Source organism: Bradyrhizobium sp. SRL28 (assembly GCF_018596315.1).
GTDB lineage: Bacteria > Pseudomonadota > Alphaproteobacteria > Rhizobiales > Xanthobacteraceae > Bradyrhizobium.
This window is the reverse complement of record NZ_JAHEAG010000014.1, coordinates 56,904-79,062: the sequence shown is the minus strand read 5'-3', so window position 1 is coordinate 79,062 and position 22,159 is coordinate 56,904. Positions and strand designations below refer to the sequence as shown.

Annotated in this window: 21 protein-coding genes; 10 read left to right on the top strand and 11 right to left on the bottom strand. The window is 62.9% G+C overall.

Going from position 1 to position 22,159, the window contains the following annotated elements; all coding sequences use genetic code 11:
- Positions 1 to 14: 14 nt before the first annotated feature.
- Entirely contained in the window at positions 15 to 770 is a 756-nt protein-coding gene (locus tag KIP88_RS24740) for a ThuA domain-containing protein (protein ID WP_214490647.1), read from the bottom strand.
- Between the two features lie 369 nt (positions 771 to 1,139).
- Between KIP88_RS24740 and KIP88_RS24735 the strand changes: the two genes are divergently transcribed.
- Entirely contained in the window at positions 1,140 to 1,334 is a 195-nt protein-coding gene (locus KIP88_RS24735; protein ID WP_214490646.1) for a hypothetical protein, read from the top strand.
- A 93-nt stretch (positions 1,335 to 1,427) separates the two neighbouring features.
- Here KIP88_RS24735 and KIP88_RS24730 read toward each other — a convergent pair whose 3' ends face one another.
- A complete protein-coding gene (locus KIP88_RS24730; protein ID WP_214490645.1) occupies positions 1,428 to 1,565 on the bottom strand; it encodes a hypothetical protein in 138 nt (45 codons plus the stop codon).
- 398 nt (positions 1,566 to 1,963) lie between these two features.
- Between KIP88_RS24730 and KIP88_RS24725 the strand changes: the two genes are divergently transcribed.
- The 3 genes from KIP88_RS24725 to KIP88_RS24715 all read left to right on the top strand — a co-directional run bounded on the left by KIP88_RS24725 (position 1,964) and on the right by KIP88_RS24715 (position 5,374).
- On the top strand, positions 1,964 to 3,349 hold the full coding sequence (locus tag KIP88_RS24725) for an ABC transporter substrate-binding protein (protein ID WP_214490644.1): 1,386 nt from the start codon (positions 1,964 to 1,966) through the stop codon (positions 3,347 to 3,349).
- Between the two features lie 301 nt (positions 3,350 to 3,650).
- A complete protein-coding gene (locus KIP88_RS24720; protein ID WP_214490643.1) occupies positions 3,651 to 4,526 on the top strand; it encodes a carbohydrate ABC transporter permease in 876 nt (291 codons plus the stop codon).
- Complete coding sequence (locus KIP88_RS24715) at positions 4,523 to 5,374, top strand: carbohydrate ABC transporter permease (RefSeq protein ID WP_214490642.1); 852 nt, start codon at positions 4,523 to 4,525, stop codon at positions 5,372 to 5,374. Before KIP88_RS24720 ends, KIP88_RS24715 begins: the two co-directional genes overlap by 4 nt.
- 101 nt (positions 5,375 to 5,475) lie before the next feature.
- On the opposite strand, the gene KIP88_RS24710 is transcribed toward KIP88_RS24715, so the two are convergent.
- From KIP88_RS24710 to KIP88_RS24700, 3 genes are read right to left on the bottom strand one after another with little or no spacing between them, the layout of a single operon-like run.
- Positions 5,476 to 6,291 carry an ABC transporter permease gene (locus KIP88_RS24710; RefSeq protein WP_214490641.1) on the bottom strand — a complete coding sequence of 272 codons (816 nt, stop codon included), beginning with the start codon at positions 6,289 to 6,291 and terminating at the stop codon, positions 5,476 to 5,478.
- Positions 6,291 to 7,205 (bottom strand): ABC transporter permease, encoded by a 915-nt coding sequence (locus tag KIP88_RS24705; protein ID WP_214490640.1) that lies wholly within the window; start codon positions 7,203 to 7,205, stop codon positions 6,291 to 6,293. Before KIP88_RS24705 ends, KIP88_RS24710 begins: the two co-directional genes overlap by 1 nt.
- Positions 7,202 to 8,377 carry an ABC transporter ATP-binding protein gene (locus tag KIP88_RS24700; protein ID WP_214490639.1) on the bottom strand — a complete coding sequence of 392 codons (1,176 nt, stop codon included), beginning with the start codon at positions 8,375 to 8,377 and terminating at the stop codon, positions 7,202 to 7,204. Before KIP88_RS24700 ends, KIP88_RS24705 begins: the two co-directional genes overlap by 4 nt.
- 149 nt (positions 8,378 to 8,526) lie before the next feature.
- On the opposite strand from KIP88_RS24700, the gene KIP88_RS24695 reads away from it, so the two are divergent.
- Positions 8,527 to 9,837, top strand: coding sequence for a tetratricopeptide repeat protein (locus KIP88_RS24695; RefSeq protein ID WP_214490638.1), 1,311 nt, complete (start codon positions 8,527 to 8,529; stop codon positions 9,835 to 9,837).
- 14 nt (positions 9,838 to 9,851) lie between these two features.
- Here KIP88_RS24695 and KIP88_RS24690 read toward each other — a convergent pair whose 3' ends face one another.
- From KIP88_RS24690 to KIP88_RS24675, 4 genes are all read right to left on the bottom strand, one after another.
- The gene (locus tag KIP88_RS24690; RefSeq protein ID WP_214490637.1) at positions 9,852 to 10,868 is read right to left on the bottom strand and encodes an adenylate/guanylate cyclase domain-containing protein; all 1,017 of its coding nucleotides are present in this window, start codon (positions 10,866 to 10,868) and stop codon (positions 9,852 to 9,854) included.
- Entirely contained in the window at positions 10,853 to 12,346 is a 1,494-nt protein-coding gene (locus KIP88_RS24685) for a glycerol-3-phosphate dehydrogenase (protein ID WP_214490636.1), read from the bottom strand. Before KIP88_RS24685 ends, KIP88_RS24690 begins: the two co-directional genes overlap by 16 nt.
- 116 nt (positions 12,347 to 12,462) lie before the next feature.
- Positions 12,463 to 13,989 (bottom strand): ABC-F family ATP-binding cassette domain-containing protein, encoded by a 1,527-nt coding sequence (locus KIP88_RS24680; protein WP_214490635.1) that lies wholly within the window; start codon positions 13,987 to 13,989, stop codon positions 12,463 to 12,465.
- 409 nt (positions 13,990 to 14,398) lie between these two features.
- Positions 14,399 to 17,119: an EAL domain-containing protein gene (locus tag KIP88_RS24675; protein ID WP_214490634.1), complete on the bottom strand. Its 2,721-nt coding sequence runs from the start codon at positions 17,117 to 17,119 to the stop codon at positions 14,399 to 14,401.
- A 258-nt stretch (positions 17,120 to 17,377) separates the two neighbouring features.
- Between KIP88_RS24675 and KIP88_RS24670 the strand changes: the two genes are divergently transcribed.
- Positions 17,378 to 18,481 carry an NAD(P)/FAD-dependent oxidoreductase gene (locus tag KIP88_RS24670; protein WP_214490633.1) on the top strand — a complete coding sequence of 368 codons (1,104 nt, stop codon included), beginning with the start codon at positions 17,378 to 17,380 and terminating at the stop codon, positions 18,479 to 18,481.
- A gap of 84 nt (positions 18,482 to 18,565) precedes the next feature.
- Here the strand turns inward: KIP88_RS24670 and KIP88_RS24665 are convergent, their stop codons facing one another.
- Complete coding sequence (locus KIP88_RS24665; RefSeq protein WP_057858669.1) at positions 18,566 to 18,751, bottom strand: YdcH family protein; 186 nt, start codon at positions 18,749 to 18,751, stop codon at positions 18,566 to 18,568.
- Positions 18,752 to 18,985: 234 nt separating this feature from the next.
- On the opposite strand from KIP88_RS24665, the gene KIP88_RS24660 reads away from it, so the two are divergent.
- From KIP88_RS24660 to KIP88_RS24645, 4 genes are all read left to right on the top strand, one after another.
- Positions 18,986 to 19,192, top strand: coding sequence for a YdcH family protein (locus KIP88_RS24660; protein WP_214490632.1), 207 nt, complete (start codon positions 18,986 to 18,988; stop codon positions 19,190 to 19,192).
- Positions 19,193 to 19,491: 299 nt separating this feature from the next.
- Entirely contained in the window at positions 19,492 to 20,655 is a 1,164-nt protein-coding gene (locus KIP88_RS24655; RefSeq protein WP_214490631.1) for a GAF domain-containing sensor histidine kinase, read from the top strand.
- Between the two features lie 115 nt (positions 20,656 to 20,770).
- Positions 20,771 to 20,983 (top strand): hypothetical protein, encoded by a 213-nt coding sequence (locus tag KIP88_RS24650; RefSeq protein ID WP_214490630.1) that lies wholly within the window; start codon positions 20,771 to 20,773, stop codon positions 20,981 to 20,983.
- 23 nt (positions 20,984 to 21,006) lie between these two features.
- Entirely contained in the window at positions 21,007 to 21,258 is a 252-nt protein-coding gene (locus KIP88_RS24645) for a hypothetical protein (RefSeq protein ID WP_214490629.1), read from the top strand.
- Between the two features lie 115 nt (positions 21,259 to 21,373).
- Here KIP88_RS24645 and KIP88_RS24640 read toward each other — a convergent pair whose 3' ends face one another.
- Entirely contained in the window at positions 21,374 to 22,057 is a 684-nt protein-coding gene (locus KIP88_RS24640) for a diguanylate cyclase domain-containing protein (RefSeq protein WP_214490628.1), read from the bottom strand.
- Between the last annotated feature and the right edge of the window lie 102 nt (positions 22,058 to 22,159).

The following is a 22,159-nucleotide window of genomic DNA, read 5'->3' as shown; positions in this document are numbered from 1 at the left end:
CTACTTGCTGCTTGCTAGGGCGACCGTCGAATAGACCAAAGGATAGCATTCGCTAGGATTCGCTGGTAGCGGGCGTCCTGCCAGACTGACGGCTCGTGGCCCAGCGCCGTATAGAATACGCGCCCCTCGCCGTAGGTTCGCGTCCATGCGAGCGGCCATCCATAGAATCGTTGATGCACGCCGCTCCTGCCAAGGTCCACCGAGCTAGGGTCGAGGCGCAGGAGCACGCGTGATCCACGATAGTCGAAGTCGCTGATTTGGTAGATCTCGTCCTCGACTTGCAATGAATTCCCGAGAAAAGCCACCAGGGGATCACTGGGATCGACCACCTCGATCGTCACGGCCTGATGCCAGGGATGACCATTAAAATAGCCGCCGACCAGATCGAGATAGTCAGGCCAGGAGTAGAATGTGTCCGTCGCCGAATGAACGCCGAGGAAGCCACGGCCCGAACGCACAAAGTTGAGAAGAGCTGTCTTTTGCGCGTCGCGCATCGGAAGTTCTCCTGACGTGAAGAACATCACCGCGGCGTAGCGCTGGAGGTTTTCGGTGGAAAATTCAGACGTGTCTTCCGTTGCAGTGACTTCAAAGACCCCCGAATTGCTTCCAAGCTGCGTCAGGATTGCCTTGGAAAGCGGTATGACATCATGCCGGTAGCCGGCCGAGTATGTGAAATAGAGGATCCGCTCTGGCGGGCGCTGCGCATGCGCGCTGACTGGTCGCATTGCCGCCGCGCTGCCGAGGAGCGCGATGAACTCACGTCGCCTCACAATCCACTCCGTTAAACCCAACCATTCATGGGTTGAAAGAAGCTTAGTACAGATCCAGCCCCAGCGCTGGCCCTGCAACCCTCTGCCGTCCTATGCAACGCCCACGTTCAGTTCATGGCCGCGGCTTAGCGGCATTCGTTAACGGCCAGCCAGCAAGTGGATCCCGCATATCCCTCTGCGGGCTACTTGCTGCGCCAGGAGGGGGCTGTTCCCAGCTAAAAGCACAGCACAGCACAGCCCGCCCGGCGTCACCTGTGCGCATTTCGGCCCGCGGGCCGCCCAATCTTCCCCGCATTTCGACGTCAATCCGGCAAGGCGGCGGCGGCCGACGATGGGGGCTTTGGGACCGGTGTGGGAAGGAGTTTGGGAATGCCAAATTCGCAAGAACACAACCATCTGCGCCGTCAGGCGATCATGATTGTCTCGCAGCTACCCGATAATACTGCCGAGGCTTTGACAGTCCTTGATTATGCCCGTCACTTCGTGACGGAGTTCCTGGAGGAACCGTCAGCCGGCACCTCCGCCAAGTTCAAGACCATCGCGGCACCGTCCAATCACAGTTGAAAGAACGGCATAGGCTGGCGAAATGCCCGAGCGCGTGGCCAGGGGAACGCCTCCGAACGATCTGTCATCATGCCGCTTAACTGCTGATCAGCGTCACGCCCTCTTGCTCGCGATCGCTCGCGCGATGTCGGCCAGATCACTGTGGTGATCGAGCACGCGCTCGCGGCAAACTTTGATGCAGATTTGTTCGATGTCGAATTGGCTTTCCGCGACGCCGCCTGCGCGGCTCATGTGATCGCTGGCCCCAGCAAAAGCGTTTCACGTGGTCACCGGCGGTCCGTCGGCGATGTTGGCCGCGCTCGGCGCGGCCGGGAGGTCGCCGCTTGAACCCGGCGGTGCTGGCAGGCAAACCCGGAGCGCCGCGTCGCCCTTGACCAATCGCGCCGCGAGAACGCGGGTTTGCGCCATGCGGTCAGCCAACTCCCCCGCTTCCGGTATCCGAGGGCGCAATATGATTGAACCAAAAAATGATTGAACCAAAACGCCGAGGTGCACTCTCGACGGTTTGCCGTATTTGCGCCCGGAATGTCCCCCTACAGAAGTTTGTCCTGCTCCATCTGGATAACGCCTGATGGTTGCGCTATCATTAGCTAACCGGTTAATAAGCCGGCGTTTTAAGGGAGAACAACGTGATATCCAAAAAATTAGGTGGGCTTTCACTCGCGGTCGCTGCGGTCGGGCTGTTTTACGCCACTGCACCCGCGCTCGCCCAGCAAAAGACCATCACCGTCTGGTTCGGCAAGGGCTTTTACAAATCCGAGGACGACGCCCTCCTGGAGGCGATCAAGAAATTCGAAGCCAAGACCGGCATCAAGGTCGAACTGTCGCAATACGCGATTCAGGACATGATCCCGAAGACGGTGGCGGCGCTGGATTCCGGCACCGTGCCCGATGTCGCCTATTCCGACAGCTACGACGTGCAGGCGCAGGGAAAATGGGCGTTCGAGGGCAAGCTCGAGGATCTCGGCGACATCCTGACGCCGATGAAATCGGCGTTCGCGCCGAACACGCTGGAAACAGCGCTGCTCTATAACGACGTCGCCAAGAAGAAGGCCTATTACGGCTTCCCGATCAAGCAGCAGAGCATGCACGTTCAGATCTGGCAGGACTTGCTGGAGCAGGCCGGCTTCAAGCAGAGCGACATCCCAACCAAGTGGGAAGACTACTGGTCGTTCTGGTGCGACAAGGTGCAGTCCGCCAGCCGCAAGGCCACAGGTCAGCGCGTCTACGCCGTCGGCCAGCCGATGGGCGTGGAATCCACCGACTCGTTCCAGTCGTTCTACACCTTCATGGACGCCTACAACGTCAAGCTCGTCGACGACGACGGCAAGCTTACGGTCGACGATCCCAAAGTCCGGGAAAACCTGATCAAGGCGATGAAGGATTACACCGATACCTACATCAAGGGCTGCACGCCGCCCTCCTCCACCACCTGGAAGGATCCGGACAACAACGTCGCCTTCCACAACAAGACGATCGTGATGACGCACAACTTCACGATCTCGATCGCGGCGAAATGGCTCGACGACGCCAACAACCCGGCGCTGACACCGGAACAGCGGGCGCAGGGCAAGAAGAACTATGACGAGACCATCATCACCGCCTCGTTCCCGAACAAGCCGGACGGTACCCCGATCAAGTACCGCTCCGACGTCAAGACCGGGCTGATGTTCACGGTCGCCAAGAACAAGGCCGAGGGCAAGGAGTTCATCAAGTTCCTGCTGCAGGAAGAGAACGTCCGGCCCTATATCGAAGGCGCGCTGGGCCGCTGGTTCCCGGTGACGACGGCCAGCCAGCAGAGCCCGTTTTGGCAGGCTGACCGCCATCGCAAGGCGGTGTACAATCAGTTCACCGGCGGCACCACGCCGTTCGACTTCACCAAGAACTGGAAGTTCACGATCCTCAACAACGAGAACGCCTGGGCCAAGGCGATGAACCGCGTGGTGAGCGAGAAGGTGCCGGTCGACAAGGCCGTCGACGAACTGATCGCCCGCATCAAGCAGGTCGCGGGTTGATGTAACCGATGCCGGCCGCCGCGAAAGTATGTCCGTCGTCCCTGCCGAACGCAGGGACGGCGTAGCCGCGGCCGGCGTCTCCTTCTTAAGAGTAAACGTATGGCAATCACGCTAGGGGACGACCACACGATACTGTCCGCGTCGTCCCTGCGAAAGCAGGGACCCATACGCTGCGGCGGTCGTTGTGGACGGGGGTGGTCGACGGCTTGTGCGCAACAACAAAAGCCTGTGGTTATGGGTCCCTGCGTTCGCAGGGACGACGGCGTAGCTACGGCCGGCATCTCGTTCTAAGAGTAAACGTATGGCAATCACGGTTTCGGGCTCCGATGCTGCAATAGCTAGCCCGCCACTCTCGTCCCGGCTGACGACCCCGCAGGTCTGGGGCATCGTACTGCTGGCGCCCTATATCCTCGTGTTTCTCGCCTTCGTGGTCTATCCGATCGGCTACGGGCTGTGGCTGGCGCGGCATCCGGCGAGCTATGTCGCGCTCTGGCACGACCCGATCTTCGCGCGCGCCGCCGTCAACACGCTGATCTTCCTCGTGGTCGGCATCAATCTCAAGATGGCGATCGCGCTGTTTTTGTCCGGCTTCTTCGCGCAGCAGCGCACCTGGATCAAATGGCTGTCGGTGCTGTTCATCCTGCCCTGGGCGGTGCCGTCGATTCCGACCATCCTGTCCGTGCGCTTCATGCTCAATCCCGAATGGGGCATGATCAATACGCTGATCTTCAGGCTCACCGGCGAAGACGGCCCGAACTGGCTGAACGATCCGACGGTGGCGCTTTCGATGGCGATCGCCGTGCACATCTGGAAATCGCTGCCGTTCTGGACGCTGATCCTGATGACCGGGCGGCTCGCCATTTCGCACGATCTCTATGAGGCGGCCGAGGTCGACGGCGCGAGCTGGTGGCAGAAGTTCCGCTTCATCACCTGGCCGTCGATGCAGACGCTCTACATCACCTGCACGCTGCTCTCGATGATCTGGACACTCGGCGATTTCAACAGCGTCTATCTGCTCACCGGCGGCGGCCCCGCCGATCTCACCCACGTGCTGGCCACGCTCGGCATCCGCTATCTCCGGCTCGATCAGCTCTCGCTGGCGATGGCATCCATCGTCTGCGCGCTGCCGTTCGTGCTGCCGCTGGTCTATTTCATGATGAAACGGTTGTCGCGATGAAGCTGCCAACACTCCGCGAAATCGGCACCGAAGCAAAGCTGCTGCTGATCGGCATTCCCGTGCTGATCTGGACCATGGTGCCGATCTACCACATGTTCCTGTTCGCGATCTCGCCGAAGCAGGATGCGTTCTCCGGCAAGCTCTGGCCGGATCATCCGACGCTGCATAATTTTCACATCGTGTTCTACCAGCAGCATTACTTCCTGCGCGATTTCTGGATTCAGTTCTGGAATTCGGTGGTGATAGCGCTTTCCGCGGGCGCGCTGACGCTGCTGATCGCGACCGCGGCCGCGTTCTCGATCTCGCGGCTGCGCACGCCCGGCGGCCGGTGGGTGATGAATCTGGCGCTGCTCACCTATTTCATTCCGGCGGCGTTCCTTGCCGTGCCGATGTACCGGACGATGGGTACTTACGGCCTCTTGAACAATCACTGGTCGCTGATCCTGGCGATGGTGACGATCGCCTCGCCCTATGCGATCTGGGTGCTGAAGCAGGCCTCCGACAAGCTGCCGGTCGAACTCGACGAAGCCGCCACCATGGACGGCGCCACCACGCTGCAATTGTTCCGCCTGGTCTATGTGCCGCTGATGATGCCCTCGCTGGTCGCGATCGGCACCTACGCGATCCTGCTCGCCTGGAACGAGTATCTCTACGCCTTCCTGCTGCTCTCGAAGGACACCGAGATCACGCTTCCCGTCGCGCTCGGCAACTTCCTCGCGGCGGACGACTCGCCGTGGGAATTGCTGATGACCACCGGCTTCATCTACGCACTGCCGCCGGCCGCGATCTACTACGCGTTCAAGCGCTACATGGTGGGGGGACTGACCGCGGGCGCGGTCAAATCTTGAACGTTATCTTTCAACGTCATTGCGAGGAGCGTAGCGACGAAGCAATCCATCTCCCCGCGTGGAGAGGTGGATTGCTTCGCTTCGCTCGCAATGACGGAGAGCTACAGCGGCGCCGCGCTCTTAGCCTCCGAGCTCGACAGTTTCGAGACGAGTGAAGCGATCACGATGATCACCGCGATCAGCGCGATCACCATGGTGCAGATCGCGTTGATCTCGGGCTTCACGCCCAGCCGCACTTCGGAATAGATCCGGATCGGCAGCGTCGCCGAGCCCGGACCAGTGGTGAAGCTCGCGATCACGACGTCGTCGAGCGAGAGCGTGAAGGCCAGCATCCAGCCGGCGGCAATCGCCGGGATGATCAGCGGCAGCGTTACGCGAAGAAACGCCTGCACCGGATCGCAGCCGAGATCCATCGCGGCCTCCTCCAGGCTGCGGTCGAGCGAGGCGAGGCGCGACTGCACCACAACGGTCACGAAGCACATGGTCAGCGTGGTGTGGGCGATCGTCACCGTCCAGAAGCCGCGTTCGGCGTTCAGCGCCACGAACAGCAACAGCAGGGAAAGCCCCGAGATCACCTCCGGCATCACCAGCGGCGCATAGAGCATGCCTGACAATAGCGACCGGCCCCTGAAGCGCTCGCCGCGGACCAGCCCGACCGCCGCCAGCGTGCCGAGCAGCGTCGCGATCGTGGCTGATACCGCGGCGACACGAAGGCTCATCCAGGCCGCATCGAGCATCGCGCGGTCGTTGAAGAACTCGCGATACCAGCGCAACGACCAGCCGCCCCACACCGTGACCAGCCGCGAATCGTTGAAGGAGTAGATGACGAGGATAACGATCGGCAGATACAGAAACGCCATCCCCAGCGCGAGCGCGGTGATGTTGAACGGCGATAGCCTGTTGGCCTTGCGGCCCATCAGTTCGCTCCTCCGAGCGTGCGGCGCTGCAGCCGGTCGTAGAGCAGTAATGGCGGCACGAGCAGCACCAGCAATGCGACAGCGGCGGCGGCGGCGACCGGCCAGTCCTTGTTGGTGAAGAATTCCAGCCACAACGTCTGGCCGATCATCATCGAACTCGAGCCGGCGAGCAGATCGGGAATCACGAACTCGCCGACGATCGGGATGAAGCATAGCAGCGCACCGGCGCCGACCCCCGGCAGGGACAGCGGAAACGTCACCAGCCAGAAGGACCGTAGCGGCGACGCGCCGAGGTCGCTTGCGGCTTCCAGCAGCGAGGACTCCATCCTGGCGAGCGTTGCATAGAGCGGCAGGATCATGAACGGCAGGTAGGAATAGACGATGCCGATATACATCGCGGTGTCGGTCGACAGCCACACCACCGGCGTCGAGACCAGATGCAACGCGAGCAGAACCTTATTCAACAGCCCGTCATGCTGCAAAATATTGATCCAGGCATAGATGCGGATCAGGAACGAGGTCCAGAACGGCACGATCACCAGCATCATCGCAATCGCCTGCCAGCGCTGCGGCAGCCGCGCCATGCCATAGGCGATGGGGTAACCGATCAACAGCAGGATCAATGTCGAGGTCACCGCAACGACGAGGCTGCGCAGGTAAGAGCTGATGTAGAGACTGTCCGAGACCAGCAGTTTGAAATTATCCAGCGAAAGCTGCGCGAAGGCCGCCTTGATCGCCGCCCATCCTTCGCTGAAATCGAACAACGGGACATACGGCGGCTGCGCGATCGCGGTCTGCGACAGGCTGATCTTCAGCACGAAGCCGAACGGCACCAGGAAGAACAGCACCATCCAGAGGTATGGCGCGATGGCGGCATAGCGCGCCGGCTGCGCAAAGATGCGGCGCGCGCTCATCGCTCCAGCACCACGCAATCGTCGGGCCTGAACCAGGCCACCACGCGCTGGCCCGCGCTATAGGTGTCCCTGTCGAGCCGCGAGGTATTGGCTATCGACGAACGCACCACCGCACCGGAATCGAGCTTGACCTTGTAGACGGTCGAGCCGCCGAGATAGCCGACATCGGTGACGACGCCTTCGAGCCGGTTGATCGCCTCCGAAGTGACCGCGTCCGACGCCGGGCCGCGGCGCGACAGCTTTAGCTTTTCGGGACGGATCGCGACCGATACCAGGGACTTCGTGACGGGCTGACGCGGCTCCGCGACCACGATGGCGCCGCCATCCCGGGTCGCAACCGTCAGCCGATGATGCTCGTGCGAGGTGACTTCGCCCTCGAACAGGTTGACGTCGCCGACGAACTCGGCGACCCAGCGCGAGGCAGGCGCCTCGTAAAGGTCGCGCGGGGTCGCGACCTGTTCGAGCCGGCCGGCATCCATCACGCCGATTCTGTTGGCCATCGTCATGGCCTCTTCCTGGTCGTGGGTGACGATGATGAAGGTCATGCCGAGGCGGCGCTGCAGCTCCATCAATTCCAGTTGCGTGCTCTCACGCAGCTTTTTGTCGAGCGCCGCCAGCGGCTCGTCGAGCAACAGAACCTTGGGCCGCCGCGCCAGTGAGCGCGCCAGCGCCACGCGCTGCCGCTGGCCGCCGGAAAGCTGGTCCGGCTTGCGCTTCTCCATGCCCCCGAGCTTGACCAGCGCGACCATCTCGGCCACGCGGGTGTCGATGGCGGCGCGCGGCATCCCTGCGCGCTTCAGCCCGAACGCGATATTGTCCCGCACGTTGAGATGCGGAAACAGCGCGTAGTTCTGGAACATCATGTTGACGGGCCGCTCGTGCGGCAGCACCGGCGCGATGTCACGGCCGCCAAGCAGGACGCGGCCCTCGTCCGGCGTCTCGAAGCCGGCAAGCATCCGCAGCAGCGTGGTCTTGCCGCAGCCGCTCGGGCCCAATAGCGCAAAGAACTCGCCCGCCCCGATGTCGAGCGAGAGCCGGTCCACCGCGCGGAAACTGCCGAATGTCTTGGATACCCCCTCGATCCGGAGCAGCGGCATGTCGGCCGCCGCCTCGGCGGGTGCCGCCGATACGTCGACATTCGGCCTGCCGGTATCAGGCGATTCCTCGGTCATGTGGTCTGCCAGCCCCATCGTGCAGCGCACGCTAGCGGCGGATCGCCATCCGCTCAACTGGCTGGAGACGGGCAGCCACAATATTGTGGATGCCGCGCCTCTCGCCTTGCTAGGTTTGCCCCACCGCTTGCTGCCCAAGGACAAGAACAATGAACCGGGACAGATACGATCTTCCGCTGACGACCGCATCGGACCGCGCCGCGGCGCATTATCGCAACGGCGTCGACTGCATGCTGTCGGCCTGGCACGGCGCCGAGGACGCTTTCGACAGTGCGATCGCGGAAGATCCGGGCTTTGCGCTGGCGCATATCGGTCGCGCCCGGCTGCATCAGCTCAACATGGAGGGCGGCAAGGCGCGCGCCACGGCGGCGCAGGCGCGCGAGCTGGCCGCCGGCGCGACGCCACGAGAAAAGAACCATGTCGAGATCATGGCCGCCGTGATCGAGAGCAAGCCGAAAATCGCTGTCACCGGCGCCGAGGCGCATCTCGAAGAATATCCGCGCGACGCGCAGGTGCTGTCGATCCTGCTCGGCGCGTTCGGCCTCTACGCGTTCTCGGGCCGTCCGGACCACGATTCCGCCAAGCTCGCGATCTGCGAACGCCATGCGCGGCATTATGGCGAGGATTGGTGGTTCGTCAGTTACCTCGGCTGGTCGCACACCGAGGCGGGTAATCTCTCCACCGGCCGGACATTGTCCGAACACGCGATGGGGCTGCGTTCCGAAAACGCCAACGCCGCGCATGGCCTCTCGCACGCGATGTTCGAGCAAGGCGACATGGCGGTGGGCCGCAAATTTCTCGCGCAATGGATGCCTTCGCATGATCGCAAGAGTTTTCTGCACGGGCATCTCGCCTGGCACGTCGCGCTGACCCACCTCGACGAAGGCGATCTTGATGGTGCGCTTGCGATCTATGAACAGCATATCAAGCCGGCGGGCCGGCCCTATCCGCCGCTGAACATCTTCACCGACGGCGCCTCGCTGTTGTGGCGATTGTCGCTAGCCGGCAAGGCCGGGCTAGAGCCGCATTGGCGGGATGTTGCGGCTTATGGCGAGAAATATTTTCCGCAGGCGGGCGCACATTTTGCCGACGTTCACTTTGCACTGGCGGCGGCGACAACGGACAGCGCTGCCCTGGACACGCGACTGGCCCAACTGCAAGCGCGCGCGGCGGACGGCAAGCTGGCGCCGGGCGACTGCGCGATCGATCTCTGTCGTGGCATCCGGGCGTTTGCCGAAGGCGACAATGGCAGCGCGATCCGCCTGCTCGAACCTGCGATTTCCGAACTGACGCGGATCGGCGGCAGCCACGCCCAGCGGCAATTATGGGAAGACACGCTGATCGTCGCCTATATGCGCGCCGGTCACGGCGACAAGGCCGCCCGACGCATCTCGGCGCGGCTCGACCGCAGGCCTTCGGCGCGCGACGAAGCCTGGTCGCGGCAAGCGCAGCGAAATTGAAGTCGTCCGTGAGATCAGCTACGACGCTCGACGGCAAGCACCTCGATTGCCGCCGCGCGACCCCGCAAGCGAACCTCCCCCAGTGCTTCGACGGCGAAAGCCGGCTTCAGCTTCATATGGCGCAACAGGTCCGCCGACACGAGCAAATTCCGGCCAACCTCCTTGCAGTGCTCCTGCAGCCGTGCCGTCACGTTCACGGTATCGCCGAAATAGGCAAGCTGGCGGCGCGAGCTGCCGCACTCGCTGATCACCACGTGACCGGCGTGCAGGCCAGCCCGGAAACTCGGCACCATGCCGAACTCCTGGCGGTACGAGCCCGCTCGTTCCGCGATGCTGTCGGCAATCGCGAAGAAGCAGTCGATGCAGCGTCCTCCCAACATCCGCTCGTCGAGCGGCCACGTTACGATGACCTCATCGCCGACATAGGCGTGAACCTCGCCCCCGTGCGCGACGATTGCGCCGTCGATGTCGAAGAAGAACCGGGTGAGCAGGCTTTGCACGCGTAATTCGCCCATCGCCTCGGCGAGCGAGGTCGAGCCTGCAAGGTCGAGGAACATCAACACACGCGCTTCCCGCACCGGGCTCCGGTAGCGCCCGAGCGCTATATTGAACAACACGCGACTGCCGACCAGCCGTATCAATTCGTAGGCCAACCCGACGAACAGCGACGCGAAAAACCCGATCGCAACGAGCCAGGGGAAAGCGCCAAAGAGCCATTTCGCCTCGATCCGATGCCAATAAAGCAGCGCCTCCAGGCTCAGAATGACTGACGCAACGACGACGGCCATGGTCGCTGATCGCACCGCAAGATCGATCAGCAGCGGCCATTTGTTGATCCACTCACTTCGTCGCGATGTAAAGTAGAGATGAACGCCCCAGCCGGCCAGCGTCATGCCCATCCCGTGAAAGCCGCTGCGGAGATAGTTCGACACCGAGGCTTCGATCGGAAGGTCAAAGAAATAGCGATAGGCCATCCCGCCAAGGAAGCCATTCACCGCAAAAACCAGCGTTGGGTTTATCGAGCGGCGCATCTCAGCTCCGGCGTCGCTGCCGCCATGAAGGCCGCCAGCGCGTCGCGATCCGCAGGCAGCATAGTCAGCCCGAGCTTGGTCCGCCGCCACAGGACGTCGTCCGGGAAACGCGCCCATTCCTTTTGCATGAGATAACGTACTTCGGCGCCCGTCAATTCCGGCCCAAAGGCCGGGCCGAGGTCGCCGCGCTCCCTGGCGTCACCAAGGACCGCCTTGACGTTCGACCCGTAGGCCGCGACCAGACGCCTCGCTTGCTCCTCACCGAGAAACCGCCAGCGTTCGCGTACCTCATCGACCTCGTTATCGAAGCGGTCCCAGGCAAAATCGCCGCCGGGCAGCGCCGCCTTCGCGGTCCAGCGCGCCGACATCGGATAGAACGGCGCCAGCTTCGATACCGCCCTTTCGGCGCGCAGCCGCGAGGTGGTGACATCGCCGCCGAAAACCGTGAGCAGCGGCGCCTTGCCGCGTCCATAGTCGAGCGCCATCGCGCCGTCGCGCTGATGCCGCCTACCCGTAGGACCCGGCACCATGTTGGCGCCGGAAAGCGTGCGCACCACATCGACCGTCTCGATGCGCTCGCGGAAATAACGGTTCGCCGCATCGCAGAGATAGGCGACGTCGCCCGCCGCCATCGCAACGATGGCGGGATCGCTCTTGAAGGCATGGCTGACGGTGCCGATCAGGGTAAAGTCCCGCTCATAGGGGCTGGCGAAGATCAGGCGCCCATCGCTGTTCTGGAACACATAGATGTTGTCGCTGTCGAACAGGCGGCGGACGACGATCTGGTCCATCTGCACGGCGGCTACCTTCGGCGCCGGCACACGCAACACCGTCTCGGCGACGGACGGCGTCCAGGCGCCGGCGGCGTTGGCGACCGCCCTGGCCGTGACGATCTGGCGAAAGCCGCGATCTTTCGTCACCAGCCGCCACTCCTTGCCGCGTTCGGCCCGGGTGCAGCGCGCGCCGGTGCGAATCACCGCGCCACGCGCCGCGGCGTCGACGGCGGTGAGAACCACCAGCCGGGAATCGTCCACGACGCAGTCGGAATACTCAAAGGCGGTGCCGAACGGCCGCTTCAGCGCGTTGCCAACGGGATGATGGGTGACGTCGACGGTCGCCGAGGCCGGCAGACCGTTGCGCGAGGCCAGCCGGTCGTACAACAAGAGCCATGAACGCAACTGCCAGGCCGGGCGCTCGTCCGAATGCGCGGGGATGGCAAAGCGCATCGGGCGCACCAGATGCGGCGCAATCCTGAGCCAGACGTCGCGCTCGGCAAGCGCCGAACGGACGCGAAGAAAATGCCGGCGCTCCAGCCCAGCCAGATCGCCATGGATCAGCCGCGGCGAGGCCGAGGAGGCGCCCGCGCCGAGATCGCCCTGCTCCAGCAGGATGACGCGCAGGCCGCGTCCGGCGGCGTCGCGCGCGATGCTGACGCCGTTCAATCCGCCGCCAATGATCGCGAGATCGTAGTCCGCCATACGCAAGGGTACTGTAGAGAAGCTGACTTCACTACACTAGGTCATGATGGCCAAAAGTGGATGCCGCTCCCGGAAATGAATCAAGTCCAGGCAAGAACCGGCCATCCGCCGCTGCTCTAGCCGGTTGCGCCGATCGATGCGAAGAAGCGCTCCGGTCCTTCCAGTTCCACCAGCCTCTTTTTTTCGATCAGCCAGAACCGGTTTCCTACCGTTCGCACGAAGTTGCGGTCGTGTGAAACCAGCAGGCAGCTTGCCTGATGCTCCAGCAATTCGTCTTCCAGCGCTTCCTGCCCCTCGGTATCCAGGTGGTTGGTGGGCTCATCGAGCAGATAGAAGTTTGGCTGGGCCAGCCGCAGCAGAAGCATGCCGAGACGCGCCTTCTGTCCGCCGGAAAGCCGGCCGATCGGACGGCTTTGCATCGCAACCGACAGGCCTGCGCCGGCGAGCAATGCGCGCGCACGCTGATCGCCGACCTCGAAACGGCTGACAATCGCCCGCATCGGCGTGTCGGCATCGGAAAGATCGGCAAGATTCTGTTCGCAATAGCCGAGCGCAAGCGACTGCGAGACCTTGATGCCGGCTTGCGCGGCTTCCGGATTTTCAATCGCCCGACGCAGCATCGCCACGAACCGGGTCTTGCCCGCCCCGTTCGGCCCCAGCAGCACGATCCGGTCTTCCTTGCAGATGAACTGCTTGCCGGTCTTGAACAGCAACCTGCCGTCGGGGGTAGCAACAGCAGCATCATCAAGCGCAATCAGAACCTTGGCATGCGTTCCCCGGTTGGCCAGCTTGATCGTCCCTGCGGATCGTTCCAGGTGGGCGGGTTTTGCCGCATCTTCCAGCTTCTCGGCCCGCTGCTTCAGTTGCCTGGTCTTCTGCAACAGAAGGTCGCTACCGGAATTGACGCCGATATTGTTGAGCTTTGCAGCGTGCTGGCGAAGCTGCTCGGCCGCCTTCAGGTCGCGTCGATAGCGCCGTTCATCCGATGCATCCGCCTCGCTGAGCGCGGCGCGGGCCTGCGTATAGGGCAGCGAAAATATTGGCGACCGCTCGGGTCGCAAAAATACCGTGCGGTTCGTGGTTGCGTCGAGAAAGGCGCGGTCATGGCTCGATATCACGACCGGCATATCCCGTGGCAGCGCGTTCAGCCAGGCTTCAAGCTGACAAATCCTCGCGAGGTCCAGGTGGTTGGTCGGCTCGTCGAGCAACAACACATCGGCGTCGGCCACCACAACGCGGGCAAGCATGGCAAACCGCTGCCAGCCGCCGCTCAGCTGCTTCAGCGGCCTTTCCCGCAGCGCCTCGGGCACATCAAGCGATTCCAGGGCAACGTCGACCCTCCAGCCTTCACTTGCCCGTCGTTCAACGGGAAGCATGTCGAGCACCGCCGCATAGAACGGCGTATCCGCGAGCGCGGACGGTACATCCTGCTCGACATAGCCGATGGTCAGCCCGCGCGATCTGGTGATCTCGCCATCGGTGGGCTCCGCCATGCCTGCGATGCAGCGCAGTAACGTGGACTTGCCGCGCCCATTGGCGGCAACGAGCCCGATGCGGTCACCAGCATTGACAGAAAGTTCCAGTCGGGAAAACAGCGGAGCGTTCAGCGTCACGCCAAGATTACGAATATTGATAAGGGTCATGGTCGTTCCCTGGTCTTGCCGGCCAACACGACGTCCGGGGCATGCAGCCATCATCGGATGTTCGTGCGGGAGCGCGGCGAGCTACACAAATGCGGGCGCGAACGATCAGACGTTCGACGCCGCATTGCCACGGGGGCAGACCAGGAAGAGATTTACGGAGAAGTCTCTGGTCAGCCCTGCAAACGCATTTGCAGGGCGTTGACGGGGCCACACTGGCGATAGTGCCGGAAAAATGTCGTCACCGCGCAGCCCTCCTTTTTCGAACCAGCTATGTCGCCAAAATATCCGGGCCTGCAAAGGAAGGCAAGCGATGCCCTCGTCGGCTCAAATCCGAAATGCCCGAGAGGTCACGCAGCCGATGACATCGTCGGATCACAGTACCCGGCGCAGGGTGACACGGTTGGCGAAATCAGGCGCTGGCGAGCTTGCGCGCGGTTTCGACGCCGTTTGCGGCGCTGCGGCCGACGAGTACGGCGTACTGCCCGATCGGCTGCGGCTTGCCGAGGAAATAGCCCTGCACCGCGTCGCAGCCCTCGTCCGCGAGGAAGCTGAGCTGCTCCTGGGTCTCCACGCCTTCAGCAACGATCGACATTTCGAGGCCGTGGCCGAGATCGATGACGGCGCGAACGATCGCCGCCGACTGCGGATTGCGCCCGAGATTCATGACGAAGGCGCGGTCGATCTTGATCTTGTCGAACGGGAACGCCTGCAGATAGCTCAGCGAGGAATAGCCGGAACCGAAATCGTCCATCGAGATGCGGACGCCAAGCGCCTTCAGCCGCCGCAACAGCGCAAGTCCGCGGTCGAAATCCTCGATCAGCACACCTTCGGTGATTTCAAGCTCGAGCCGGTCGGGCGCCAATCCGGTTTCGAGCAGGATCGAATGCACCAGGCTGACGACGTCACCGTGCATGAACTGCGCCGGCGACAGGTTGACGGCGATCTGCATCGGCAGCGGCCAGGAGGCGGCCTCGCGGCAGGCTTCGCGCAGGATCCAGACGCCCATTTCGACGATCAGGCCGCTTTCCTCCGCCAGGGGGATGAACTCGCCCGGCGACACGAAGCCGCGCACCGGGTGCATCCAGCGTGCCAGCGCCTCGAAGCCGATGACCTTGCTGGCGGCGACCGTTGCGCCCGATGCGGCCTGCGGCTGATAGTGCAACGACAATTCGCCGTTCCTGATCGCCATCGAGAGGTCCTGGTGCAGCACGCGGCGGTCGCGGATCTGCTGGTCCATCTCGGGCGCGAAAATGCTGATCGAGCCGCGCGACTTCTGCTTGGCGCGGAACAGCGCCGCGCCGGAATTGGCGAGCAGCGAAGCCGCGTCCGAGCCGTGATGCGGAAACACCGAGATGCCGGTGGTGACCCCGGTGCGCACCGATTTGCCGTCGATCAGGAATTCGTCCGACAGGGCTTGCGCCAGCAGTTCGGCCAGCGCCTTGCCGGCATCAGGCTGCTTGCCGTCGATGATCAGGCCGAACTCGTCGCCGGAGAGCCGGGCCACCACACCGCCTCGGGCGGAAGCCTGGATGCGGCCAGCGACCTCGATCAGGAGCTTGTCGCCCATCGCATGGCCGAACACGTCGTTGATTTCCTTCAAGCCGTCGAGGTCGACGCACAGCACCGCGAATTCCTCGTCGGTGCCGGCGCAGGCCTCGATCATCTGGGCCAGCGCCTGCAGGAAGGCGGAGCGGTTCGGCAGGTCCGTCAGGCCGTCATGATAGGCCATGTGCGCCATCCGCGACTCGGTCTGGCGGCGGTCGGTGACGTCCTCGTGGGTCTTGATCAGATATTGCGGCTCGCCGGTCTCGTCGAGAACGGTCATGCGGCGGGTCAGGAACAGCCGCAGCCCGTCCTTGGTGGAGATCGGGTGCTCTTCGGTGAGCAGGCCGCGCTTCTTGATCGCGGCCTCGTCGCGCGCGATGATCAGCTTGGCTTCGCGCGGGTTGAAGATGTCGGAAGCAGTCAAGCCGGTGGCGTCCTCGCGGCGGCGATTGAGGATGGTCTCGGCGCTGCGGTTGGCGAGCAGGTACCGCCCGTCGCTGACGCGCTCGACGATCAGCGACACCGGGATGTTGTCAACCACGAGTTCGAGGAACTTCTTGGTATTTTCGAGCTCGCGCGACAGCGACCGTCTATCTGTGACGTCATCGAACAGCGTGATCAGGAATTCCGGCTTGTTGTTCTCGTTGCGGGCGACCACGCGGTTGGCGGAGAGAACGCGCCGGTCATCGCCCCGTTCGACGGTGTATTCGCTGCGATGATAGCCTTCGGGCGCCGTCAGCGCGGCGTGATCCGCAGCCTCGATGCTTTTGGCGGTTTCCAGCCGGCAGATTTCGTCGGCGCGCTTGCCGATGATGTGATCGCGGGAGAAGCGCGAGAAACGCTCGAACGCGCGGTTGACGAAGATATAGCGGCCGTCCTCGATGTTCTTGGCGGCGACGCAGACCGGAACGTTGTCGAGCACCGATTCCAGAAATTTGGTGGTCGATGCCAGCTTGCGCGACAATTGGCGCTGCTCGGTGCAATCCTCATGCGTGCCGATCGTCCCGCCATTGGGCAGGCGGAAGATCTTCGAAAGCACCGATCGTCCGCCCGGCAGTTCGGTGACGACGCCTTCAGGGCGGCGGGCAAGCTTGGCGAACTCCTCGACAGTGAGATTGAGCAGTCCCCGCGCGCGTCGCAGTTCGAGCAGTTCGCGTCCGGTCATGGCGCTCGAAATCTCGGCGCGGCTGAGCCCGTACATTTCGAGAAAGCGCTCGTTGCAGAAGACCACGCGGTTTTGCGCGTTGGTCATCATCACGCCCTGGTTGAGCGTGTTGAGGGCCGAGCTGATGAATGCGCTGCGCTGCAATTGGGCGCGCTTGGCCCCGCGTAACGCCGTCAGTATCCAGATCCCGATCGCAACCAGGAAGGAAACGACGGCGATCCCGCCGAGCAGGAGCTCCCACACCAGATTGGGATCGAGTTCGCCGATATAGCTCGCCGGCGCAAAGCCCGCGGAAGGCGCGGCAGCCCACGCAAGTCCGCACGGCGCAGCCATGACGAGCAGAGCAATGGCGAGCAGACAGACAAGGGCCTGCGCCGGAATCGAATTCTTCCGTCCTGCCTGCCGGTTCCTGTCAGCCATTACCCACCCAAGGTTTGCGGGCGGAGTGTCTGGCTTGACGGGTTTGGATCGGGTAAATGACTACCCGCACAATTCTAAAATGTGACCCAAATTACGGCAATTGGCCTGACATGATTAATGCTTCACTAACGGGACTGCGTTCGCGGCGTATTTCGAGGCAAACCAACGGGTTGTTTGACTGCTTCAGCGGACGAAACGATGATTGCCAAGCGTGGCAAGCGCCGATTTCCACGCCAGATTCCCAGGTCCGAAGCTGACATGGACAAGGTCGATTGCGTCGTCATCGGAGCGGGGGTGATCGGGCTTTCGATCGCACGACGGCTGGCCCAGGCCGGCCGCGAAGTGATCGTGCTCGAGGCCGCTGAGGGCATCGGCACCATCACCTCCTCTCGCAACAGCGAGGTGATTCACGCCGGCATCTACTACCGCGCCGGCAGCCTGATGGCGCAGATGTGCGTGAGCGGCAAGCACGCGCTCTACCAGTATTGCCGCGACCACGGCATCCCCCATCGCAACTGCGGCAAGCTGATCGTGGCGACGACGCCGAGCGAAACCGAAAAGCTACAGTCGATCCGCGCGCATGCCGAAGCCAATGGCGTCGATGATCTGCAGTTGCTGACGGGCGAGGCGGCGCGGGCGCTGGAGCCGGCGCTCAACTGCGATGCGGCCCTGCTCTCGCCGTCCACCGGCATTATCGACAGCCACGCCTACATGCTGGCGCTGCGGGGTGACGCGGAGGAAAGGGGCGCGGCCTTCGCGTTTCATACGCCACTCCTGCACGCCCGGGCCCAAACCGGGTACATCGAAATCGAAGCCGGCGGCGACACGCCAATGACCCTTGCATGCAATCTGCTGGTTAATTCGGCCGGACTCGGCGCGCCCGCGGTAGCACGCAGCATCGACGGGATGCCGATCGAAATGATCCCCTGCGCCTATCTGGCCAAGGGCAATTATTTCAGCTGCAGCGCGCGGGCCCCGTTTTCACACCTGATCTATCCCGTGCCGGAGCCCGGCGGGTTGGGCGTACACCTGACACTCGACATGGCGGGACAGGCGCGTTTCGGCCCCGACGTCGAATGGGTCGAGAGCATCGACTATGCGGTGGACCCTGCCCGAGCCGAACGATTCTATCCCGCGATCCGGCGCTATTGGCCGACGCTGCCGGATGGTGCGCTGCTGCCGAGCTATTCCGGAATGCGGCCGAAAATCGTCCCGCCGGCTGTCGCCACCCAGGATTTTCTGATCCAGGGCCCAGCCGATCACGGCGTGGCCGGACTGATCAATCTGTTCGGTATCGAATCGCCCGGGCTAACGTCATCGCTCGCGATCGCCGATCACGTCGGCGCGCTGGCGGAGCTGTAGCGAGAGCGCAACACAACCATAAAGCGGACGGGCGCATCGGCGCCCATCCGGTTGTGCGGCTTTTCGATACTCTGCTGGGACTGATTAGTGGAGGGTTTCGTCGGCGGTTTGTTTCAACCGCTCGATCTGGTCCTTGACCATCAACTTGCGGCGCTTCAACTCGACAATTTGCAGGTCGTCTGTGGAAAGGTGCACGAGCGCTTCGTGCAATTCATTCTCGAGGATCTTGTGTTTACGTTCAAGTTCAACAAGATGCGCCTGTAGTGCCATACGAAATCTCCTCGGTGGTTGAACCTCAGATTCGATCCGGACGCGAGAGTGTACACCAGCCGCCGAATCTGTCGATGGCTATCCAGAATCCGGCCTCTCAATATTTTCGGGTTTATCTGTAACCAATCGTGACTAGGGAACCCAATCGGCTTGCGGACCGGCCTGACAGGGACGATATTCACCGCCAGGAAAAATCCATTCACAACCGCATCGCGCTTTCAGTTAACGTACACCATGACCGACGATGATGAGCGCGAGCTTGAGAACGAGCTCGCCCGCCTGCAGCAAGAGCATCGCGATCTCGATGTGGCGATCGACGCGCTGCATCAGTCGCCGGCGCCGGACCTGCTGCGGCTGCAGCGGCTGAAGAAACGCAAGCTGCAATTGCGCGACCGCATCGCTTTCATCGAAGATCAGATCACGCCTGATATCATCGCCTGAGCGTCATGCCGGATTGGCATTCCGGAATGACGGAGAAAAGTCCGTCAACTCGCCCCGGCGGACCGTCGATGTCCCTTGCAAAGCCGGGCTTCGACCAAACCCCGGCAGACCCTTTTTCCCCGACATCCACAAGGCCCAAGGTCGCGACGATCTTGATGGGCGGCCAGTGCCCCTTACCGCGCCAGCGAGCTTCGACCTCTCCATCGGTCCCGGCATCTCCTGGTTCCGGCGGCCGCTTAACTCGACACACGCCAGGGCATCGGCTAGCGTTTTTTGCCGGACACGTTCAAAGGCGTATGATGTCTACTGACTTCGGCGCGGACATTGCTGCCGTGCAGGGTATCGCAGCGGTTCCGCGAATTCTGGAAGTGGTCTGCCGCTCCACCGGCATGGGTTTTGCGGCTGTGGCCCGCGTCACCGAACAGCGATGGATTTGTTGCGCAGTGCGCGATGAGATCGCGTTCGGCCTGACGCCCGGCAGCGAGCTCGAGGTCGAGACCACGATTTGTCACGAGATCCGGCAGAGCGGTGAGGCCGTGATCATCGACAGCGTCGCCGACAACCTAGCCTTTTGCGGTCACCACACGCCGGCGCAATACGGCTTCCAGAGCTACATCTCGATGCCGATCCTGCTCGCCGACGGCTCGTTCTTCGGCACGTTGTGCGCGATCGATCCGAGGCCGGCGCGGCTGAACACGCCGCACACCATCGGCATGTTCAAGCTGTTTGCCGAGCTGATCGCGACGCATCTGGACGCCGCCAGACGCGTTGCCGTCAGCGAAGCGCGGCTGCTTGGGGAACGCGAGACTTCGGAATTGCGCGAACAGTTCATCGCCGTGCTCGGCCACGATCTGCGCAACCCTCTGACCTCAATCTCAGCGGGAGCCAATTTGCTGGTGCGCGGCGGCAGGGATGCCGCACCGATCCTCGCGCTGATGCAGCAGAGTGTGGCGCGGATGTCGGCGCTGATCGACAATCTGCTGGATTTCGCCCGCGGCCGGCTCGGCGGCGGCATCGCCTTGAACCGCGCGGTGCAGCCGCTCGAGCCGGTTCTGGATCATGTGATTGCGGAACTGCGCGCGAGCTTTCCGGCGAACCGGATCTCGTCCAATTTCGATCTGACGCAACCGGTGGATTGCGACAGCGGCCGCATCGCGCAGCTGCTTTCCAACCTGCTCGGCAACGCCTTGATCCACGGAACGGCCGATAGCCCGGTTCGCGTTTACGCCAGCACTCGCAAGGGCCAGTTCGAACTGTCGGTTGCGAATGCCGGCCGGCCGATTGCGCCGGCGGCGATCAAGCGGCTGTTCCAGCCGTTCTACCGGGTCTCCGACGACGCCCGGCAGGGTCTCGGGCTCGGGCTCTACATCGCCTCCGAAATCGCGCGCGCCCATGGTGGCACGCTGGAGGCCACTTCATCGGCGGAGGAGACGCGGTTTACGTTCAGGATGCCGTCTAACTGATGGTACGGCGTCACCGCACGAGATGGGAAAAGCGGGCTCCGGCCGTCAGCACGGCTTGACTTCAAAAGAACAAAGAGAGAACATACCGGCCTGCTGCCAGCAAGGGAGTCCCGCCATGTCCGTCACATCGTCCCTGTCCGACAACAGCCGCTACGAGCAGGCCTGCGATCAGGCCATCGCGATGTGCGACGGCAATCTGCGCTCGACCATCAAGGCGCTGATCATGGCGAACGAGTATCTGGAAACCGAACTGGAGGAATTGCAGGCGGCAATTGCCGCCGGCTGCGTGCCGGCGAGAACCTCCCATGCGGAGAGCGACGCTGCCTGATCAATCAAACCCGGAGCGATACAATGGCCGATGTCACTTATTACGTCGCAATGCCATTCCTGCAGGACGATAGCGGTTTGCCGATGGCGGGCGCCGCGGAAGAATGCCAGAGCCCGACGACCGCGTTACGGCGCGCCGAGATGATGTCGCGAATGGCCGGCAGCATCGGGGCCGTCGCCTTCAGCCGCAGCGGCGATCCCATGATCGGCGAATTCGGTGACGCGAAATTGCTACGCAAGTTCGGCGATGTGCCGGATGATCTCAGCGGGCTTTGAGAATCGTCGGATTGGTAGGGTGGGCAAAGCGCAGCGTGCCCACCATAATGCTCGTTATAGAGACGGTGGGCACGGCGTAAGAACGCTTTTGCGCACCCTACAAATCTCCAGCTATTCACGACACCTCGTGCCGCCGCAGCGCCTTGCGCACATACATGGCGCTATCGGCCGCTTCCAGCGCGCGGCCGGCTTCGGAATGGGTATCGAGAAGAGAGACGCCCGCCGAGGCGCCCGCGGTAATGGTGCGGCCATCGAACACGAAAGTGAGACGATCGATGGCTTCCTCCAGCGCGGCCGCCTTGGCCCGGGCGTCGGTCTCGCTGAGATTCCACAACAGCAGCGCGAACTCGTCGCCGCCGAGCCGGCCGACCACGTCGGAAGCGCGCACTTGCGCGAGGAGTGTCGTGACGATGGCCTTGAGCACCTGGTCGCCTGCGGCGTGTCCGAAGGCGTCGTTGATCGGCTTTAAGCGATCGACGTCGAGCACGACCAGAGCACCGCCGGCGCGATAGCGTTTGATGTAGGCAATCGCGCGATTGAGCTCGCGCTCGAAGCCGCGCCGGTTCGGAATGCCCAGCAGGAAGTCGGTATCGGCGGAGGCCTGAAGTTCCTCGATCTGCGCCTGCGTCCGGGCCAGTTGCGCCTTCAGCCGGCGAATCGTCGCCTTGGTGCCGTTGGATACCGCCGGCGGCCGGGATCCTGGGGCGGATGACCGACGCGGCGCGGCTTTTCGCCCGGAAGCCCCGCTTTTGGGGCGTTTTGCGGCCCTGGAGGCGGTAGCCCTGGTTTTTTTCTTCATGGCCTTCCCTGTGCAGGCTTGCTTATGAAGGCTTGCCGGGATTCACCAAGACAGGATAGTCCATTCCTGATCCCTTGCCACGCCTTGGATGAGCCCCGGGTC